The sequence below is a fragment of the Paraburkholderia sp. LEh10 genome (assembly GCF_017814945.1).
Classification (GTDB): Bacteria; Pseudomonadota; Gammaproteobacteria; order Burkholderiales; family Burkholderiaceae; genus Paraburkholderia.
Map to the genome: position 1 here is coordinate 202755 of NZ_JAGIPX010000006.1, position 17748 is coordinate 220502.

A 17748-nucleotide genomic window follows, 5' to 3' on the forward strand; every position below is an offset into this window, starting at 1 on the left:
GCTGCCTGATGTTTCATGGTCCTTACCCGTACGCCGGTTTGTCCTGGGAGCACCGTCATGCCACATACGCTTCACAACTGGATCATTATCTGCAGCAATGCATATGTCGAATACACGTACGTGTCGTGGCTTGATAAAAACGTCTACAGGCGTACGGTCGACTATCACGATATCTGCCTTCTCTAGCGCGTTTCGAAGCTATGTCAGGACGCAGCGGCGGGCGAAGCTGCCGGACCATTCAACCAATGAAACTGCGTCCTTTTAGAAAACTGCTTGCTGCGTGCGTTTTCGTTGCGCGAGAGGGGATGCGCAAGAACCAGAACAAAGTGGATGGATGGTTCGCGCAGTAGCGCGCCTGTGCGCCACGCCAAAGAACTTTGTTTTGATCGACCGGTTTTGTTGAGTTTGCTCTGCAACGCGGCTGCATTGAACATAGTCCGCTACATTTGGACATCGTCAACGAGAAGCGGAAGACTATCGTGCACGAGAAAGCCTATGAAGCGCAATGTAACGCGGTAAAGGTTCACTGCACTCGAGAGTCGGAGTCGAGAAGGCGTGGCCTGACGCTGTTCGCACTAGCGCTTGGAAGCTTCTGTATCGGGACCTCGGAGTTCGCGAGCATGGGCATCATTCAGCTTTTCGCCGCGAGTCTCGATCTCAGCATTTCCGAAGCCACTAATGCGATCACGGCGTATGCGTTTGGTGTCGTGATTGGCGCGCCACTCGTCACCTTGATGGCAAGCCGCCTTAACCGGCGCACCTTGCTGCTGTGTCTGATGGGCCTTTTCATCGTTGGAAATCTGCTGTCGGCGGCGGCGTTCAATCTGGGCATGTTCGCCGTAGCCCGCTTCATCAGTGGCATGCCGCAGGGCGCTTACTTTGGAGCGGGAGCCGTCGTGGCATCGTATGTCGTCGGAGAAGGCAGTTCCGGCAAGGCATTTGCCATGGTGATGCTGGGACTGACGATCGCGACCATCGTCGGGTCGCCGCTCGCGACGTTTCTGGGACAGCAGCTAGGCTGGCGCGAAACATACGTGATCGTCGCAGTTCTGGCAGCGCTTGCGTTCGGTGCGCTTTGGGCATGGCTGCCTCGCAGTGAGGCACTCAATGGTGGACCACTGGCGCAAGAGTTGGGCGCGCTAAGAAAGCCACGTGTATGGGCGACGATGATTGTTGCCGCCATCGGCGTCGCCAGCATCTTTTCGGTCTATACATTCATTGGCCCCTTCGTCACGGATGTTGCGAGGCTCAAGCCATCGACGATCCCGCTAGCGCTCGCGCTGTTTGGCGTCGGCATGACCGTCGGCAATCTTATCGGGGGGCGCCTCGCGGACGTGCACGATGCGCTCGGATTGATGCTTGGATTTGGTTGTGCGCTTGTCGTGCTAGCTGTGCTCGCGATTTTCGGAGCGCACGAGTCGGTGCTCATGCTGACGCTATTTGGCGTAGGGGCAACGATGATGGCGGCGATCCCTACAATTCAGGTACGTCTCACGAGGTATGCACCAGAAGCGCCGACCTTGATGGGTGCGATGAACCTCGCATCATTGAATGTCGGAAATGCAATTGGCGCAGCGGCGGGCGGCGTCGCTGTCGCCGCAGGCTGGGGGCTGTTGTCGGCAGTGTGGGCGGGCTTCGCACTTACGCTTGCCGGCCTCGTCATTTTCATCGTTACGTCGCAGGGAGCGCAGCAATCAGTCGCCGCATGATGCAGCGACCGACTGGCCCGACTATGCCAGTTGACCCGACGAGATGGAGCCTGGGGATCGTTTCGCTGTGCCAGATGTGCACGGTGGCTCAGGCACAAAGCAGCTTGACGCTCTACGGTCTGATCGACGTGGGCGTGACGTACGCCAATCATGCAGCGACATTGACGGGTCACGATTCGCTGATGCGGTTCGCAGAGGGTGTCGCGCAGGGGAACCGCTGGGGTATCCGGGGCGTCGAGGATCTGGGACAAGGGTTGCGTGCAATCTTCACGATTGAAAGTGGCTTTTCAGTAGGCAACGGAATTATCTTGCAGGGCGGCGCGCTATTCGGACGGCAGGCGTGGCTCGGCCTCGAAGCGACGCCCATAGGATCGTTGACATTGGGCCGGCAATACACGCTCTCGCGAGACTTCATCCGCAACTACACGATCGCTCACGAGAGTCCAGCAGGAAACTACGCGTATCACATCAATGACCTGGACCAACTGGTGACTAGCCGAATCAATAACGCGGTGAAGTTCACGAGCGCGAACGTTTCGGGTTTCCGGTTTGGCGTGATGTATGGCTTTTCGAATCAGGCCGGCGAGTTCGCCGGTTCGCCTTCGAGCACAGCCGGTACTGCGAACGGCGAGGGCTCGTCCAGAACCTATAGCATTGGCGTCAATTTGGACAACGAGTCGTTCGGGTTCGGCATTGCCTATACGAATATCCGCTTCCCGGCCAGCGCGACACCTCCTTTTACCGCGACGATTGCGAATGTCGATACGGGTCCGCTTCGCAACATCAAGACGCTTGGAATAGGTATCCGCTACGTTACCGACATGGGCGGAGTGTGGGGGAACTGGACGCATACGCAACTCGTTGCGCTGGTTGGGGAAAGCTCGACGCTGAATAACTATGAAATTGGCGGCGAGTACGCGTTCACGCCCGCCGTTGCGAGCGGATTGGGATACACCTTGTCGGCGTTGTCGGGCCGCTGGGGCGGGAGGTGGCATCAGATCAATAGTTTTATCGACTACAAGTTCAGCAAGACGACGGAGATCTATGCGCTCGCGGTCTATCAGAAGGCGTCAGGCAGCAATGTGATCGACGGACAGGACGTGCCTGTTCAGGCTGAAATAGGCGCAAGCTCCGCGTTCATCGGAAACTCCGGCATTGGCGCCAATGCCCAGCTCGTGCTGCGCATCGGATTGCTGCATAAGTTCTAAAGCGTGTTATCGGTCGTGCACAACCCAATCTACTCTTGCCTGATGCCACGTTCCTGCGATACAGCGGCAACCCGATTGCCGACGGGAAGCGGAGGCTGCTCGACGTTCCACGGCGCCATCGATTGAAAAACGCCGTCGCGCCTGATCAGAGCGTGAAAGAGAGCTGCAGCGGCATGAACCACAACGAGCGCGAAAAAGCACAGCGCAAGAAACCTGTGCGCGTTCCATAGGAGCGTATGCAGGTCGTTTCTATGTGGCGCAATCGGCGGCAACCGCAGGCCGGCTACGACGACGGGATAATCCGCCGCGGACAACATGCCCCAGCCGATAATCGGAAGCGCAATCATCAGCACGTAAAAGGCCAGATGCGATAGATGCGCGGCGAGTTTCATTGGCTGCGGCATCGATTGCGGCAATGGCGGCGCGCCGCGCACCCACCTCACGGCGAGGCGGACAAGGGCAAGCACCAGTATCACGACCCCGAGCGGTTTATGCACCGATACCAGCGTCAGATAGTCCGGGCGAATAGTCGACACCATGCCGACGCCGATGAAGAGCATCGCAAGGATGCATATCGCCATGATCCAATGGAGCGCGCGTTGTAGCGGTGTGAAGCGGATATCGGAGGGGCTCATTGTGCAGATCCTCGCGCGGCGGTGTGCGGATAGAACTTGTCTTCGGCAGTTCTTCGGTTGAACGAGACGGAGTACGCGGCTGAACGGGCGGCGGGAAACGGATCGTCAGATACGTGCATACCGGACGGAAGAACCGTCGGATCGAAGTTGAGATCTCTGCACGGTCCGTCGGCTTCTGGCTCGATGGCGCTCACTATCAGCGTGCCGGCCGTCACCTTGCGACGGTCGTCCGGCCACGCTTTGCTAGGATCGGCCGTGGGATCGCCGGGATTCGCCACGGTGACGACCATCGTCCACCGCTGCGACGTGGTGGCGACCCGTTGTGTTATGTCAGTGTCGAGAAAATCGGGCGCGCGCTGCTTCAATTCATCGGCGGACAAGGTTTGCGGTTTTGCTTCGGGCACGAAAGACCATCGAACGACACTGTCCTTTCCCGCCGCGTCCGTGAAGACGAAGCTATCGAGACTGTTGTAGCGCTCCTGCGCATAGGAAGCCGTCTTGGGTGTGGTCGTCAGCCATGTGTAGAAAGCGGGGAATTCCGGGTGTGCGGCAATGAAATGCTTGATCGCATCCGGGTCGTTCTTGTTCGCGAGTGCCTGCATGAGCGCGTAAAACGCTTCGGGCGTGGCGACGGCGAAAAAGGGTGCGTCGATCATCGCTGACCGCCATTCGCTCCCATCCGGCGTGACGACCCGCAAACCCATACCGCGTACGGGCACGGCGCCGTCTGCGGCTTTTGCGTCGGCTGTGCCCAGGTTGAACCGGCCTGTGACGGGATAGGAGCCGGCGGCAAACATCGGTGCTCTCGAGAGTGCCGCCGCATTGCCATTCGACTCGAACGTGCCCGTAAAGCAGATACCTTTCGCGTGATTGCGTCGGTACCCTAAGGCAGGGCCGCCGGGCGGCGCGAGACTGTCGACCAGCTGTGCCGGACTGATCCGCCCGGGCGAGAGCCATCCCGATGTGTAGATAAAAGCGGCGACCGCCACGGCCACCACGACCGCGATCAGTATGATCGACCTGGCGGCGGAGGGACTGGAACTCGGTTTGTCATCCATGGCTGTTTCCGCTCACGGGTTGAAACGTTTGAGGTCGGCGCGAAGGTCCATGCGCGCGACCCGGTTCGGATGAAATTAATTGAAGTACTCGAAAGATGCCGTTTGCAATGCGTGTTCAACAAACATGCAAATTGAAAACAAGCAGCAGATGGGAGCCATGTGGAGGCGGTCGGTATCCGTGTTGACCTGGAAATGGTGGACGACGTAATAGCCACTCTGTATGGAGAGGACGAGCGAAAACGCCATCACGCTAATCCGATGACGCATGACCACAACACGATGCTGACAACCGACCTCATGGCGGTGAACATATACGCAGGTGATGGAAGAAACAGTGTGCGAAGATACGTAAAAAGCGACGTCGAGCGCTTGCTTTGGCAATCTGCCGCACTGATTGCTGGATCGGACGTCTTGCTTACACGCACGAGGAGTCGACAAGGTTTCCGGAACTGAATTAGTTTTGTGCAACGGGGAGCGGTCGTGAACGCTTTATCGCAGCGGGCTTCGATGCTTCTTCACTGGCCTTTCACACCCGTGACGATAGCCGTTTCTCCGGAGGCGGCGAAGATCCATGCGCAAGTAGAGGATGAGATGCCACGATCCTGTGAAAGTCTGACGCTGGAGGATGCAAAACGAATGTTGTCGGCGGCGGAAGCAAAGGCGCGCAGTCTGGGAATTGCATACAACATCGCGGTGGTCGATTCGGGCGCGCGGCTGATCGCGTTTGTGCGTCAGGATGGCGCGTTGATCGGCAGTATCGATCTCGCTATCGACAAGGCCGTAACCGCGAGGATTTTCGACAAAACGACGTCCGAACTGGCGACGCTCGCCCAATCCGGCAAACCGCTTTTCGGGATTCAGCAGAGCAATGCCGGGACCGTGGTGATCTTCGGTGGCGGCATTCCCGTTTTCCATGAGGGCACGATCGTGGGTGCAGTCGGCACGAGCGCCGGGACCGTCGAACAGGACATCGAAGTTGCGGAGGCCGCGGTCGCCGCGCTCTGGTAGCAGCGGCGAATGAACAGGGCGTCGGTTTGGTCAAGTGTGCGGTCGCGTCCAACACGATGACTGCGTGGCAGCCTGATCAAGGAGCGAAATCGTGAGCACGTTATTGATCGGAGCAAGTGGACGTACCGGCCGACTGGTGGCCGAGAAGTTGCACAGTGCGGCAATGCCTTTTTGCGCGATGATCCGCAACGCAGCGAAGCGCGCGGAGTTCGAGCGGCTGGGCGCTCGAACAGTGGTTGCAGACCTCGCAGCCGACTTTTCGCATGCATTCGGCGGCACGGATACGGTGATCTACGCGGCGGGCTCCTCAGAAACTGAAGGTGCGGAGCAGGAACGTCTGATCGATCGCGACGCGGTGATGAAGTCGGCAGACTATGCGAAGCAACACGGCGCGAAGCTTCTGGTCGTTATCAGCGCGTTACTTGCCTATGACCCGGAGCAATCGCCACAGGCACTGCGGCATTACTCGGAGATGAAACGTGAATCTGACGATTACGTGATGGCGAGTGGCGTCGATTACCTCATCTTGCGCCCGGGCACCCTGACAACGGAACCTGCGGCTGGAACGATAGAACTCGTTTCCCATGCTGGATCTGCACTGGCTCCAGTTGCGCGGGAAGATGTCGCGATTGTCTTGCTCGAGGCCCTCAACGCGAAGCTGATGAACAAGGTCATCGGATTTGCGGGCGGCACAGTGCCGATACGCGATGCGCTAAAGCAAGCTTAAGCAGTCAGCCAGGAGAGTCTAACGTCGAACGCGCCTATCCGTACAAGGGCCATCAAAGAAGAACAACATCCCGACGCTGATTCTCCACGGCGATGACGATCAACTCGTACCCGTCGACATTTCGGGCAGGATGTCGGCAAAAATCATCAAGAACTCGACGCTGAAAGTGTATCCCGGCGCGGCTCACGGCATGTGTACGACGGCTGCGGATAGGGTCAATGCGGATCTGCTGGAGTTTCTCCGCAGTTGAACGGTATCGCAATGCGCGCGAGCGGCCTGTGGTCGATGGCGTGCTCAGTCGGCGCGTCGCTCCGCCTGAACGCAGTCGGACCCTTCAAGCGCCGTTCCTGAGAGACCGTTTACAATGAAATGGAGTCTACTGACGGAATAGACACTTCAGGTCATTCACTCCTATGGCGACGCCCCGAGGCAATTCCAAGAAAGTCGTCTACATTGCGCTGTTCGGCGACATTCTGATCGTCTGCACGAAGATTGCAGCGGCAATCGTGACGGGAAGCGCCGCCATGTTGAGCGAGGCGGTGCACTCGATCGTCGATTCAGCCAACGAAGCGCTGCTACTCTACGGTTACAGCGAATCGGAACGGCGCCCTGACACGATTCACCCACTCGGCTATGGGCGCGAACTCTACTTCTGGAGTTTTATTGTTTCGCTCATGCTGTTCGGTTTTGGCGCCGGTGTTTCTCTTTATCAAGGCACACAGCACGTCCTGTCACCGAAGCCAATCGAATATGCGTTCGTCAATTATGTTGTGCTGGCATTTTCGTTCGTGTTCGAAGGTGTGTCGTGGTTCACCGCTTTTCGTAGCTTGCGGGAAACGCGCGGCAAGCTTAGCTACTGGGAAGCGATTCACAAGAGCAAAGATCCGCCATCGTTCATGGTCCTGCTTGAAGACAGCGCCGCGTTGGTCAGCATCATCGCGGCTGCCACAGGAATTTTTCTCTCACATACGTACCACTTCTACGTGATGGATGGCTTTGCATCGATCATGATCGGATTGGTGCTTGCTACAGTGGCGGCCATCATTGCGAACGAGAGCAAAAGCCTGTTGATTGGAGAGGGCGCATCGCCGGCCCTGGTGACGTCGATATTGGATTTGACGGTTGCCGAACCGGGTGTCGTGAGCGCAAACGGAGTTTTCACGGTGCATCTTTCACCGGACCAGGTACTGGTTGCGCTGAGTGTCGAGTTCGATGACGCAATGCAGACGCCGCAACTCGAGCGATGTGTGGTGGAGCTCGAATCGCGTATCCGTTCGGCGCATCCGGAAGTGGTGATCCTGTTCGTCAAACCGCAGACGAAACACCGGTATCAGGAGTGGAAGGCTGCGCGCTACCGCGCGGGAACATTGCGCGAGAAATAGTGCTTGCCGCGGTCTTTGTATCTATACGCGCCGGGCAGCAACGAGCAGTGCATCCAAAAGACTTTCCGCGTCGTGCTGTCCGTCATAGCGCCGGCCGTTGATGAAGAGCGTGGGCGTGCCCTGCACGCCGCTCTGGAGCCCACTGTTGAAGTCGCGCTTGATCCGCTCGTCGTAATCTCCATTGAGTGCTGCGCGCACGCGTTGAGGCGGAATATCGATTTAACTTTCGGCGGACTAGCTAGCGAAGCCGCTCGAGCATCTGGTCGTAGCACATGTCTGCCGCGTGGAGCGGACTTCCGGTCATCTCGCCCACCGGAGGACGGCCTGCTATGGCGATGCCAGCCATCCGGCGTACGATGTGACGCTCGTTCGGGCGAGTAGTCAGGCCGCGCTCGTTGAAGTTTTAGTCGGAAACAGGACCTGGCAATTGCCGTTGAAGTCCATCCAGCACGACATCGATGTACCGCTCGTGGCTCTGTTTCAGCGACGGATTGGTACCACCTTTCCAACGCACGATGAATGCCTGATTCGAAAGTCGTTTGATATTCGACGTCAAAACGGGAAAGGCGGAGCGGTCCAGTTCTTCGAACCGCGTGCGCAATCTGCCTTCCCATGCGTCACGTTCATCAGCACCGTGGCTTGCGAATTCCAGCGTCACGAAGCCGACCATTGCGGTAATCACCGTGTTGTACACGTGAATCAGATCTTCGGATTTGAAGCCCGCGGAAAGCAAGGTCTGGAGAACAGCCTCGACCATCACGGGATTCATACTGGCATTCGAAATGATCTGCGAACCCAGTAGCGGTGCGATGTTCGGATGCCGCGCCACGGCATCGCGATAGCGATTGAACAATTCCTTCAGCCAGTCGCGCCAGCGCGCGGCTGGCAGTGTTGGAGGAGCAAGGTCACCCAATGCCACCGCGATCACTTCGACGAGTAGCTCGTCGCGGCTCGGCACGTACCAGTAGATAGCCGTGGGATAGACACCCAGTTCTCTCGCGACGTCGCGCAGGCTGAACGACGCGTAGCCTTTGGCATCGATCAATGCGAGGGCCGCTTCCACGATACGTTCCTTCGACAGCCCCTGATCTTTTGGGGCTCGGCCACGTCGCTTCTTCTCGGGCGCAGTCGCCGCCGCTGACTCTTCCTTTCTGCTCAACGTGAGTTCCCGCCAGTGAATTCGAACGAGCGTCACTCTACTGCAAACGGTGCGATCGTGCGAGATGTCCGGGAAAACCCGCAAACCTGCTCGCTTGCGCAATTTAATTGTACAGCGTACATTAAATTCACTTGCAGAGCGTCGCGGGTGACCCGCGACGGTTTTGACACGGTTCGCGCGTGACCGGGCGAGACCCCGCGTCGCTTGCGTCGACACGACTGCTGAATTCGAACGGCTGCCTTGCAGGCGGTCAATATCCCGTTGAATTAGCACTACTACATGATGGAAGGAGTATATGAAACCCAAAGCACTAACGTTCGACTACTTTGGCACGCTCGTAGATGTGACAACGGGCGGTATTCGCGGTATTGAGGCCGTATTGCAGCGTCTCGCGCTCGCGACGACGCAAACAGCGGCCGACGTCTATGCGGACTGGGACAGGCGCGCGGTGCAAGGCTATAGAAGCAACACGTATCAGCGATATCGCGATGTCGCACAGCATGCACTCACGGATTGTCTGGAGACGCTACATGAAGGAAGCACCGACGGTCAGGACATGGCCGCATTGACTGGGCTGCTGCTTACGCATCTGGTTGAATCTTCTCCGCCTTTCGCCGACGCCGTCGCGTTTCTCGACTGGGCACGCGACAAGTTCGTGCTGATGCCCATTACCAACATGGACACGGATCTGTGGCGTCGAAGCCGTCTGGTTGAGTACTTTCCGCAAGTGACGACGGCGGAAATGGCTCGTGCGTACAAGCCATCGGAAACGATCTTCAAAACAGGGCTTGCCATGCTTGGCATGCGAGCCGACGAAATCTTCCATTGCTCGATCGGTACGTGGGCTGATATCGACGGTGCAAAGCCGCTCGGTATCAAGGTGGCGTGGATCAATCGTGGCGCGGAGAAACTGGGCGATTTTCAGGCACGCCCGGATTACGAGTTCGCCACGCTCGAACCCGTGCGCAGCTTACTGGAACATCTCATTAACGAATGATGGGAGCATGATCATGCGTATTCCTGCAATGAAGATGCTTGTGGCCGGCTTGAGCGTTGCATTCGCATCCGCGATGGTTCATGCAGACACGCTGGTGAAGATTGGTGTCGCAGGGCCATTGACGGGTTCGCAGGCTGCGAGCGGCAAGGATAACGAGCGCGGCGCCAGACTCGCTGTCGATGACCTGAACGCAAAACATATGACGTTGAACGGCCAGCCGCTCAAGTTCGAATTGATCTCTGTGGACGATCAATCGGACCCGAAGACAGGTGTGACCGTCGCGCAGAAGCTCGTGGATAGCGGCGTGCTCGCAGTGATCGGGCACTGGAACTCCGGCGTGACGATTCCCGCTTCGAAGATCTACAACGACGCGAAGGTGATCATGATCACACCCGCGGCGTCGAATCCCGCATTGACGGCTCCCGGCTATCCGTACGTATTCCGTCTGACCACTGACGACAATGTACTCGGCGCAAAGATGGCTGATTATGCGGCGAACACGCTGCATCTAAAGCGTGTTGCCGTGATAGACGATCGCACGGCATATGGTTCGGGCGTAGCGGATGTGTTTGTCAATACGGCGAAGAAGCTGGGCATCGATATTGTTGTGCGCGAATACGCTACGGATCACACGGTTGATTTCAAGGCGGTGCTGTCGAAGGTCAAGCTTGAGAAGCCGCAGGCTATCTTCTACGGCGGTTACTACGGGCAAGCAGCCTATCTGGCCCGGCAGATGCGTGATCTCGGAATCAACGCGGTATTGATGGGTGGCGACGGGCTTTGCGTCGGCGAATTTCCGAGGCTTGCCGATGGTGCGCTCGACAAAAAGATGTATTGCCCGCAAGGTGGTGTGCCACTCGCTGCGTTACCTGATGGCAAACGATTCGAATCTCGTTTCAAGGCCGCATATGGTGTCGATCCAGATCAGAAGGCGCCGTCCTTCTATGCCGCCACGATGATGATGGGCGAGGCGATCGCAGCGGCGCAATCGCTATCTCCGGAGGCGCTCGACAAGACGCTCCATCAGACGACCTTCAACACCTTGTTCGGGCAGGTGCGCTTCGATCAGCGTGGCGAATGGATCAAGGCGCCGATGACAGTGTACTGGTCAGCGGGCGGCTCGATCGTGCCCGTCGAATGAACGATCTCGCAGAACACGATTCAGCACTAGACCTAGAATGAATCAGGAATACATATGTCGATAAATGACGTGTTGTCTTCGCGGCCGGATGTGGCCAAACTCACGCGTGCGGCCGCACTCGCCTCGGCCGCGTTCGCAAAGTCGAATCCCAGGAGTGAAGCGGCGCATCTTGAAGCGTTGTCGGTGATGCCGGGTGGCAATACCCGTTCCGTGCTGTTCTATTCGCCGTTCCCGCTGACCATTGCGCGCGGCGAGGGCAAGCGGCTGTGGGACATAGACGGTCACGCCTATACGGACTTTCTCGCCGAGTACACAACGGCGATGTATGGCCATAGTCATCCCGTGATTCGCGCAGCAATAGTCGAGGCGCTCGATAACGGTCTCAATCTGACGGGCCACAATACGCTGGAAGTGCCGCTTGCGCGTCTGTTGCAAGAGCGTTTCGATTCCGTCGAATCACTGCGATTTACGAACTCAGGTACTGAGTCGAACCTGATGGCCATTGCGGCATCGCTCATCTTCACAGGACGCAAGAAGGTCGTAGCCTTCAAAGGTGGCTATCACGGCGGGGTTCTGACTTTCGGTGGCGGCAATAGCGCGGTGAATGTGCCGCACGATTTCATCGTCGCGCCTTACAACGATCTGAGCGCTGTCGAAGCGGTCTTCGGTGCGCACGGCGACGATATCGCCGCGGTTCTTGTGGAGCCGATGCAGGTCGCAGGCGGATGCATAGTCGGCGAGCCTGAGTTCCTGAAAGGATTACGAGACCTGACGCAGCGACGCGACGCGTTGCTGATCTTCGACGAAGTCGTGACGTCGCGCCTGTCGAGCGGCGGACGACAGGCGCTGCTTGGCATTCGTCCCGATCTCACAACTTTCGGCAAATACATTGGCGGCGGCATGTCGTTCGGTGCATTCGGCGGCCGCAACGACGTGATGTCGCAGTTCGACCCGCGCTTGCCCGCAGCCACGCCGCACGCGGGTACGTTCAACAACAACGTACTGTCGATGGCAGCCGGATACGCCGGTCTCTCGGGCCTCTATACGCCGGGCGCTGCCGCTGCGCTGAACGAAAAGGGTGAACGGCTGCGTGCGCGAATCAATGGACTGTGCCGCGAACGCGATGTCGCGATGCAGTTCACGGGCATTGGATCGCTGATGAATCTGCATGCAGGCACTCAACCGATCCATTCCGTCAATGACCTCAACGAGGCCGACACGCCGCTCAAGGATCTGTTCTTCTTTCACATGATCGAACATGGATGCTACGTCGCGCGCCGCGGCTTCATCGTGCTGACACTGGTACACGACGAAGGCGATCTGCAACGTTTCGAAGAGGCGGTAGCGTCGTTTGTCGACCGTTATGAAGCGCTGCTGCGCACCCGGCATGCAGCCTGAGGAGAAAGCGTTGACATCTGATCCGTCGGCAGCGCCGAAGCCGCTGCGCAGCCGCCGTTGGTTCGACAATCCGTCGAACCCCGGCATGACCGCGTTGTATCTCGAGCGCTACATGAACTTCGGCATCACGCGCGAAGAGTTGCAGTCGGGCAAGCCGATCGTCGGAATCGCGCAGACAGGCTCCGATCTCGCACCGTGCAACCGGCACCACATCGAGCTTGCAAAACGCGTGCGCGACGGCATCCGCGACGCGGGCGGCATTCCGCTCGAGTTTCCTGTTCATCCGATTCAGGAAACCGGCAAGCGGCCGACGGCGGCACTCGATCGCAATCTGGCTTATCTCGGGCTGGTCGAAGTACTGCACGGCTATCCGCTAGACGGCGTCGTGCTCACTACAGGCTGCGACAAGACCACGCCCGCTTGCCTGATGGCAGCTGCGACCGTCAACATTCCGTCGATCGTGCTTTCGGGTGGTCCGATGCTCGACGGCTGGTATCGGGGGAAACTGGCCGGTTCCGGCACCGTCGTGTGGGAGGCGCGCAAAGAACTCGCGCGAGATGAACTCGACTACGCAGCGTTCATGGAGAAAGTGGCGTCGTCCGCACCGTCAGCGGGGCACTGCAATTCGATGGGCACGGCGCTCTCGATGAATTCGCTCGCTGAAGCGCTCGGCATGTCGTTGCCCGGTTGTGCATCGGTGCCCGCGCCGTATCGCGAGCGCGGCTGGTTTGCGTTCGAGACGGGCAAGCGGATCGTGCAGATGATCGGCGAAAATCTCAGGCCGTCGGACATCATGACGCGCAAGGCCTTCGACAATGCGGTAGCCGTCGCGGCTGCGATCGGTGCATCGTCGAATTGCCCGATCCACATGATCGCGATCGCGCGACACATGGGCGTGGCCCATTCGCTCGATGACTGGCAGCGTGTCGGCGCCGGCATTCCTTTGCTGGTCGATTGCCAGCCGGCAGGGCGTTTCCTCGGCGAAGCCTTTCATCGTGCGGGCGGGGTGCCAGCTGTGATGAAGGAACTGCTCGCCGCGGGCCGGTTGCACGGCGGCGAGATGACCGTCACCGGGCGCGTGCTGGCGGAGAATCTGGCGGAGGTCGCTGAGCCGGACCGTGAAGTGATACGCGCATTCGATGCACCGCTCAAGCCCGCAGGCGGCCATATCGTGCTCAGCGGGAACCTGTTCGACAACGCAGTGATGAAAGTCAGCGTGATCGACGCGCGGTTTCGCGAGCGCTTCCTGTCGAACCCCGACGATCCGGATGCGTTCGAAGTCACGGCTGTGGTCTTCGAAGGCCCGGAGGACTATCACGCACGCATCGACGATCCCGCGCTTGCAATCGACGAGAACTCGATGCTGGTCATGCGGAACTGCGGCCCCGTCGGCTACCCGGGCGGTGCCGAGGTCGTCAACATGCAGCCGCCCGCGGCATTGATCCGTCGCGGCATCGACACGCTGCCGACCATGGGCGATGGGCGCCAGAGCGGCACGTCGGGCAGTCCGTCGATTCTGAATGTATCGCCGGAAGCCGTGTCAGGCGGCGGGCTGGCACTGCTGAAAACGGGCGACCGGCTGCGCATCGATCTGAACATGCGGCGCGTCGACGTGCTGGTCTCCGATGATGAACTCGCTGCACGCCGGGCCGCGTGGTCTGCGCCGTCGCTGCCGAACCAGACACCGTGGGAGGAAGTGTATCGAAGCATGGTAGGTCAGCAGGGCGACGGCGCGTGTCTGGAACCGGCGACCTTGTTTCTCAACATCATCGAGTTGCGCGGCGAATCGCGCGACAACCACTGACGGAGCACGCATGACCCAGGCAAACGGGATACAGGCGCCGCGCGTGGCGATCGTGACAGGTGCGGGTTCGGGCATTGGCAAGGCTGCGGCGCTCGAATTGCTCAGGAACGGATGGTCGGTTGCGCTGCTCGGCAGGCGTATCGAGCCGTTGCGCGCGATTGCCAGTGACAATGCTTTCGAGCTGCGCGCGTTCGCCGTGCCGTGCGATGTATCCGATCCGCACGCGGTCGCGTCGGCGTTCGATGCCGTCGCAGCGCGTTTCGGCCGGCTCGATCTGCTGTTCAACAATGCGGGCGTCGGCAATCCGCCAGGCTCTTTTGAAACATGGACGCCTGAACAATGGCGCGGCACTGTCGACGTGAACCTCAACGGTATGTTTTTCTGTTTGCAGAGGGCCTTCAGGATCATGTCCACGCAAACGCCGCGTGGCGGCCGCATTATCAATAACGGGTCATTGTCAGCGTGGGTGCCACGACCGAACTCGATCGCCTACACGGCCACGAAGCACGCCGTGACGGGCCTCACGCGCTGTGCCGCGCTCGATGGCCGCGCGTACGACATTGCCGTGGGCCAGATCGATGTGGGCAATGCGCACAGCGCACTTGCCGGGCATATGGCGCGCGGGGTTCCGCAGGCGAACGGGGAACTGGCAGAGGAACCGTTGATCGACGCGGAAATCGTCGGGTGTTCAGTCGCGTATATGGCGAACTTGCCGCTTGACGCGAATGTGCTTTTTCACACCGTGATGGCGACGAAAATGCCCTTTGTCGGGAGGGGATGAAGGTTGGATCATCCCCAAGGCGCTTGCATGCCGTCGTGTGAGCGATCGCGAATGCTCGGTCGTGCGTTTCACCCGATAGAATGGAGGCCGGATAACGGGCCGTGACCAAATAACGGGCCGTGACCAATCGTCGTTCGGCAATCTGACAGGGCCTCCGAGGCTCGACTCCCGTTCGGTGAGATTGTCGGGCGGCTGGCTGCGATGAGCGTTCGAGTGCGGGCCTTAGGCCGCTACACTTCCAGACCGAAGAGCGGACGAAGACGCGTGCCTAACACGTTCCCCAAAAATGCCGCCACGAGCCACAGCCAGGCGTGCAGGCTCCCCGATACGATGCCGCTGAAATACGCGGCGATAGTGCATCCGTACGCGAGCTTTGCTCCGTAGCCAAGCAGCATGCCGCCCACGACAGCGGCGACGAGCAAGCGCGCAGGCAACCGCCATACGGGCGAATAGCGGCCAGCCAGCGCTGTTGCAAGCATGCCGCCCAGCACGATACCGACGTCGATTACGGTGTTCACGTCATGCGATACGGGCGCGGCGAGCGCCGCAGCCTGGTCCTTGCTCGCCCAGGATGACCAGCTTCCAACGTCGACGCCGAGGGCCGCTGCCATCTTCCCGCCCCACAGCGCGAAAGCCGACGTGAGGACTAAAGGCTGCCCTGACAGCGCCAGCACCACGAAATTGAGAACGGCGAGCGCAACCGCTCCCGCCATCAGCGGCCACGGTCCGCGTAGCCAGGTCGACGCGTTGCGGGCTGTTGAACCATGCGGTTCGACGAGTTGGCCGTGGCGTCGCCTTTCAATGTAGATGGTCAGCGCCGCGATGGCTGCGAAAACGAGCCAGTTGGCTGCAAGCGCGAGCCAGACGCCAAGCCCCTTGATCAGCGAAAACGCCTTCAACCCAGGCAGCGCGGCCCAAAATGCCATGTGCGCGGTCTCCAGGAACGCGCCTGCGATGAATGCGGCGAGCGTCACAATTTTGCGAGTACCGCCTCCACCCACGGTGTACAGCGTTCCGATCGCGCATCCGTCGGCGAGCTGCATACCGACACCAAACATAAAGGCCCCGATTGCTACCGGGATGCCCACCGGAACCACACGGCCCTTAACCGGCACGCCGAATAGGGAACCGGCGGCGAGCACAGGAAAAAATAGAGCGACTGCCACAGCGAGCATAACCATCTCTGCGCGCAGGCCAGCGCCCCGACCGTCGGCAATGAATACGCGCCATGCCGACGTGAAGCCGAACGCGGCGTGATAGAACACAATGCCAAGCAATACGCCCACCAAATAAAGCGCCGCCTGCCGGGCATTGACGGTTTGTGCGAGATACCATGCTCCAGTGATGATCAAGATCGCGGAGACGCCGAGCGGTTTCGGATTGAAGTCAGCTCGGCGCGGTGTCAGGTGGGCTACATCGCTCATTTGGGGCTCAGTGGTCAGTCCAGCACTACTACGACGCGACGCACCGGTCCAATCGGTGAGCCAGCGGAGGGCAGCGTCAGGCGCCTGATCCCGTTGACTGATGCACCGAATTTCATGGGTGGTCTTCGACATACTCAGCGAAAGGATCAGCGCTGCAGGAAACGACAGGTCACAACCAGTAGATGAGATGCATCCGTCGTGGCCAGATCGCGTAGCTGTGCAGATGACGGATCGCGCGATTCCTGTCCCTGACATCTGGTACAAAAGCGGCCAATGAGAACTGGCCATACTCACGAGCTAGTCTATTCAAACGCTCAACTATGATCCGGCTGACGTGCGAAACATGGGATCGTGCGAAACAGCAAAAAAGTCCTTTTGACTGTGCTGCCTGCCGGACACCCGTTTGCAATCCCGCCGGATTGCGCCTTCAGGCTCAACGGGTTGAGGATGCGATGCACCATCGAATACTAACGGGTTGATTCAGTCCAGACGATCACTTGCGTTTTCACACGGCCTCGGCCGTGAACTGTCGTTCGCCTCTGGCGACAACCCTCCGTCCGATCGACGATTGCATGAACGCTCCTGCAATCACACGATTTACGTCGATCGTGAACGACGTGGTCGAGGGCTCACACCAAGGAGTTGCGCGTTGCGCGTAAGGTCGACAAGCGACCCCACGCCCATCTTGCGCATGACCTGGCCGCGATGCATCTTGATGGTGATCTCACTGAGGTGCATTTCGTCGGCGATCTGTTTGTTGAGCAATCCAGCCAGCACATATTCAAGAACATCGTGCTCTTTTGGCGTCAATGATTCGTATCGCCTGCGCAACGTGGCAATGGAAGACTCGAACGCCAGACGCTCGGCGTCGCGACGAAGCGCTCTAGTGACTGCGTCGAGCAGATCCTGCTCGCGCAACGGCTTTGGAAAGAAATCCATCGCACCTGCTTTCATTGCTTTAACCGACATCTCGACGTCTGGAAATCCTGTGATGATGAGTATCGGAATGGGTGGCTCCCTGTTTGCAAGCGACTGCTGAAAAGCGAGCCCGCTTTCGCTGCGAAGCCTCACGTCGAGAATCAGACAACTTGGAATGCTCTCTCGCGGCAAAGTCAGAAATTCGACTGGCGAACTAAAGACCTGAACGCGATGTCCCACCGAGCGCAACAGACTGCCTAACGACACTCTCACGTCTTCGTCATCGTCAATGATGTAGACGATTGACGGCGTCAGCGGACCCTCATCGTCCTCCGAGGTTGATTTTGCGGTGGTCGTCATCACGTATCCCATCCATCAGTTGCGCTAACAGAGCGCATT

The 17748-nt window shown here is 59.0% G+C and carries 17 protein-coding genes and 1 pseudogene; 12 read left to right on the forward strand and 6 right to left on the reverse strand.

The features are described 5' to 3' along the window. The first annotated feature begins 57 nt into the window (after positions 1–57). From J8I87_RS45635 to J8I87_RS07515, 3 genes are all read left to right on the forward strand, one after another. Positions 58–186, forward strand: a complete 129-nt coding sequence (locus J8I87_RS45635; protein ID WP_280923058.1) for a hypothetical protein — start codon at positions 58–60, stop codon at positions 184–186. A 293-nt stretch (positions 187–479) separates the two neighbouring features. After that, on the forward strand, positions 480–1709 hold the full coding sequence (locus tag J8I87_RS07510; protein WP_209930805.1) for an MFS transporter: 1230 nt from the start codon (positions 480–482) through the stop codon (positions 1707–1709). A gap of 74 nt (positions 1710–1783) precedes the next feature. Continuing rightward, the gene (locus J8I87_RS07515; protein WP_209930836.1) at positions 1784–2917 is read left to right on the forward strand and encodes a porin; all 1134 of its coding nucleotides are present in this window, start codon (positions 1784–1786) and stop codon (positions 2915–2917) included. Positions 2918–2946: 29 nt separating this feature from the next. Here J8I87_RS07515 and J8I87_RS07520 read toward each other — a convergent pair whose 3' ends face one another. Together J8I87_RS07520 and J8I87_RS07525 are read right to left on the reverse strand one after the other, a co-directional pair. Continuing rightward, complete coding sequence (locus tag J8I87_RS07520; RefSeq protein WP_209930806.1) at positions 2947–3552, reverse strand: cytochrome b; 606 nt, start codon at positions 3550–3552, stop codon at positions 2947–2949. Further along, positions 3549–4610, reverse strand: coding sequence for a catalase family peroxidase (locus J8I87_RS07525; RefSeq protein WP_209930807.1), 1062 nt, complete (start codon positions 4608–4610; stop codon positions 3549–3551). The genes J8I87_RS07520 and J8I87_RS07525 overlap by 4 nt, the downstream gene beginning before the upstream one ends. Positions 4611–5201: 591 nt before the next feature. Here J8I87_RS07525 and J8I87_RS07530 point away from each other — a divergent pair. The 4 genes and pseudogenes from J8I87_RS07530 to J8I87_RS07545 all read left to right on the forward strand — a co-directional run bounded on the left by J8I87_RS07530 (position 5202) and on the right by J8I87_RS07545 (position 7727). Continuing rightward, positions 5202–5618, forward strand: a complete 417-nt coding sequence (locus J8I87_RS07530) for a GlcG/HbpS family heme-binding protein (protein WP_209930808.1) — start codon at positions 5202–5204, stop codon at positions 5616–5618. Positions 5619–5709: 91 nt separating this feature from the next. After that, on the forward strand, positions 5710–6345 hold the full coding sequence (locus tag J8I87_RS07535) for an SDR family oxidoreductase (RefSeq protein WP_209930809.1): 636 nt from the start codon (positions 5710–5712) through the stop codon (positions 6343–6345). Positions 6346–6400: 55 nt separating this feature from the next. Then, positions 6401–6595, forward strand: a pseudogene (locus tag J8I87_RS07540) (alpha/beta fold hydrolase); the annotation flags it as partial. A 163-nt stretch (positions 6596–6758) separates the two neighbouring features. After that, entirely contained in the window at positions 6759–7727 is a 969-nt protein-coding gene (locus J8I87_RS07545; RefSeq protein ID WP_209930810.1) for a cation diffusion facilitator family transporter, read from the forward strand. Positions 7728–7748: 21 nt separating this feature from the next. On the opposite strand, the gene J8I87_RS44520 is transcribed toward J8I87_RS07545, so the two are convergent. Further along, positions 7749–7925 (reverse strand): thioredoxin domain-containing protein, encoded by a 177-nt coding sequence (locus J8I87_RS44520; RefSeq protein WP_209930811.1) that lies wholly within the window; start codon positions 7923–7925, stop codon positions 7749–7751. A gap of 205 nt (positions 7926–8130) precedes the next feature. Then, on the reverse strand, positions 8131–8790 hold the full coding sequence (locus J8I87_RS07555; protein WP_313064154.1) for a TetR/AcrR family transcriptional regulator: 660 nt from the start codon (positions 8788–8790) through the stop codon (positions 8131–8133). Between the two features lie 391 nt (positions 8791–9181). Here J8I87_RS07555 and J8I87_RS07560 point away from each other — a divergent pair, with 391 nt between their 5' ends. Genes J8I87_RS07560 through J8I87_RS07580 form a run of 5 tightly spaced genes read left to right on the forward strand, consistent with a single transcriptional unit; the run spans position 9182 to position 15007 of the window. Beyond that, entirely contained in the window at positions 9182–9883 is a 702-nt protein-coding gene (locus tag J8I87_RS07560) for an HAD family hydrolase (protein WP_209930812.1), read from the forward strand. A 13-nt stretch (positions 9884–9896) separates the two neighbouring features. After that, positions 9897–11024 (forward strand): branched-chain amino acid ABC transporter substrate-binding protein, encoded by a 1128-nt coding sequence (locus J8I87_RS07565; protein ID WP_209930813.1) that lies wholly within the window; start codon positions 9897–9899, stop codon positions 11022–11024. 54 nt (positions 11025–11078) lie between these two features. Next, the gene (locus J8I87_RS07570; RefSeq protein WP_209930814.1) at positions 11079–12422 is read left to right on the forward strand and encodes an aspartate aminotransferase family protein; all 1344 of its coding nucleotides are present in this window, start codon (positions 11079–11081) and stop codon (positions 12420–12422) included. Further along, positions 12412–14226 (forward strand): IlvD/Edd family dehydratase, encoded by a 1815-nt coding sequence (locus J8I87_RS07575; RefSeq protein ID WP_209930839.1) that lies wholly within the window; start codon positions 12412–12414, stop codon positions 14224–14226. The genes J8I87_RS07570 and J8I87_RS07575 overlap by 11 nt, the downstream gene beginning before the upstream one ends. A 10-nt stretch (positions 14227–14236) precedes the next feature. Beyond that, a complete protein-coding gene (locus tag J8I87_RS07580; protein ID WP_209930815.1) occupies positions 14237–15007 on the forward strand; it encodes an SDR family oxidoreductase in 771 nt (256 codons plus the stop codon). 230 nt (positions 15008–15237) lie between these two features. Here J8I87_RS07580 and J8I87_RS07585 read toward each other — a convergent pair whose 3' ends face one another. Both J8I87_RS07585 and J8I87_RS07590 read right to left on the reverse strand, forming a co-directional pair. Continuing rightward, entirely contained in the window at positions 15238–16431 is a 1194-nt protein-coding gene (locus J8I87_RS07585) for a YeeE/YedE family protein (RefSeq protein WP_209930816.1), read from the reverse strand. A 597-nt stretch (positions 16432–17028) separates the two neighbouring features. After that, positions 17029–17709 carry a response regulator transcription factor gene (locus J8I87_RS07590; RefSeq protein ID WP_209930840.1) on the reverse strand — a complete coding sequence of 227 codons (681 nt, stop codon included), beginning with the start codon at positions 17707–17709 and terminating at the stop codon, positions 17029–17031. Positions 17710–17748: the final 39 nt, after the last annotated feature.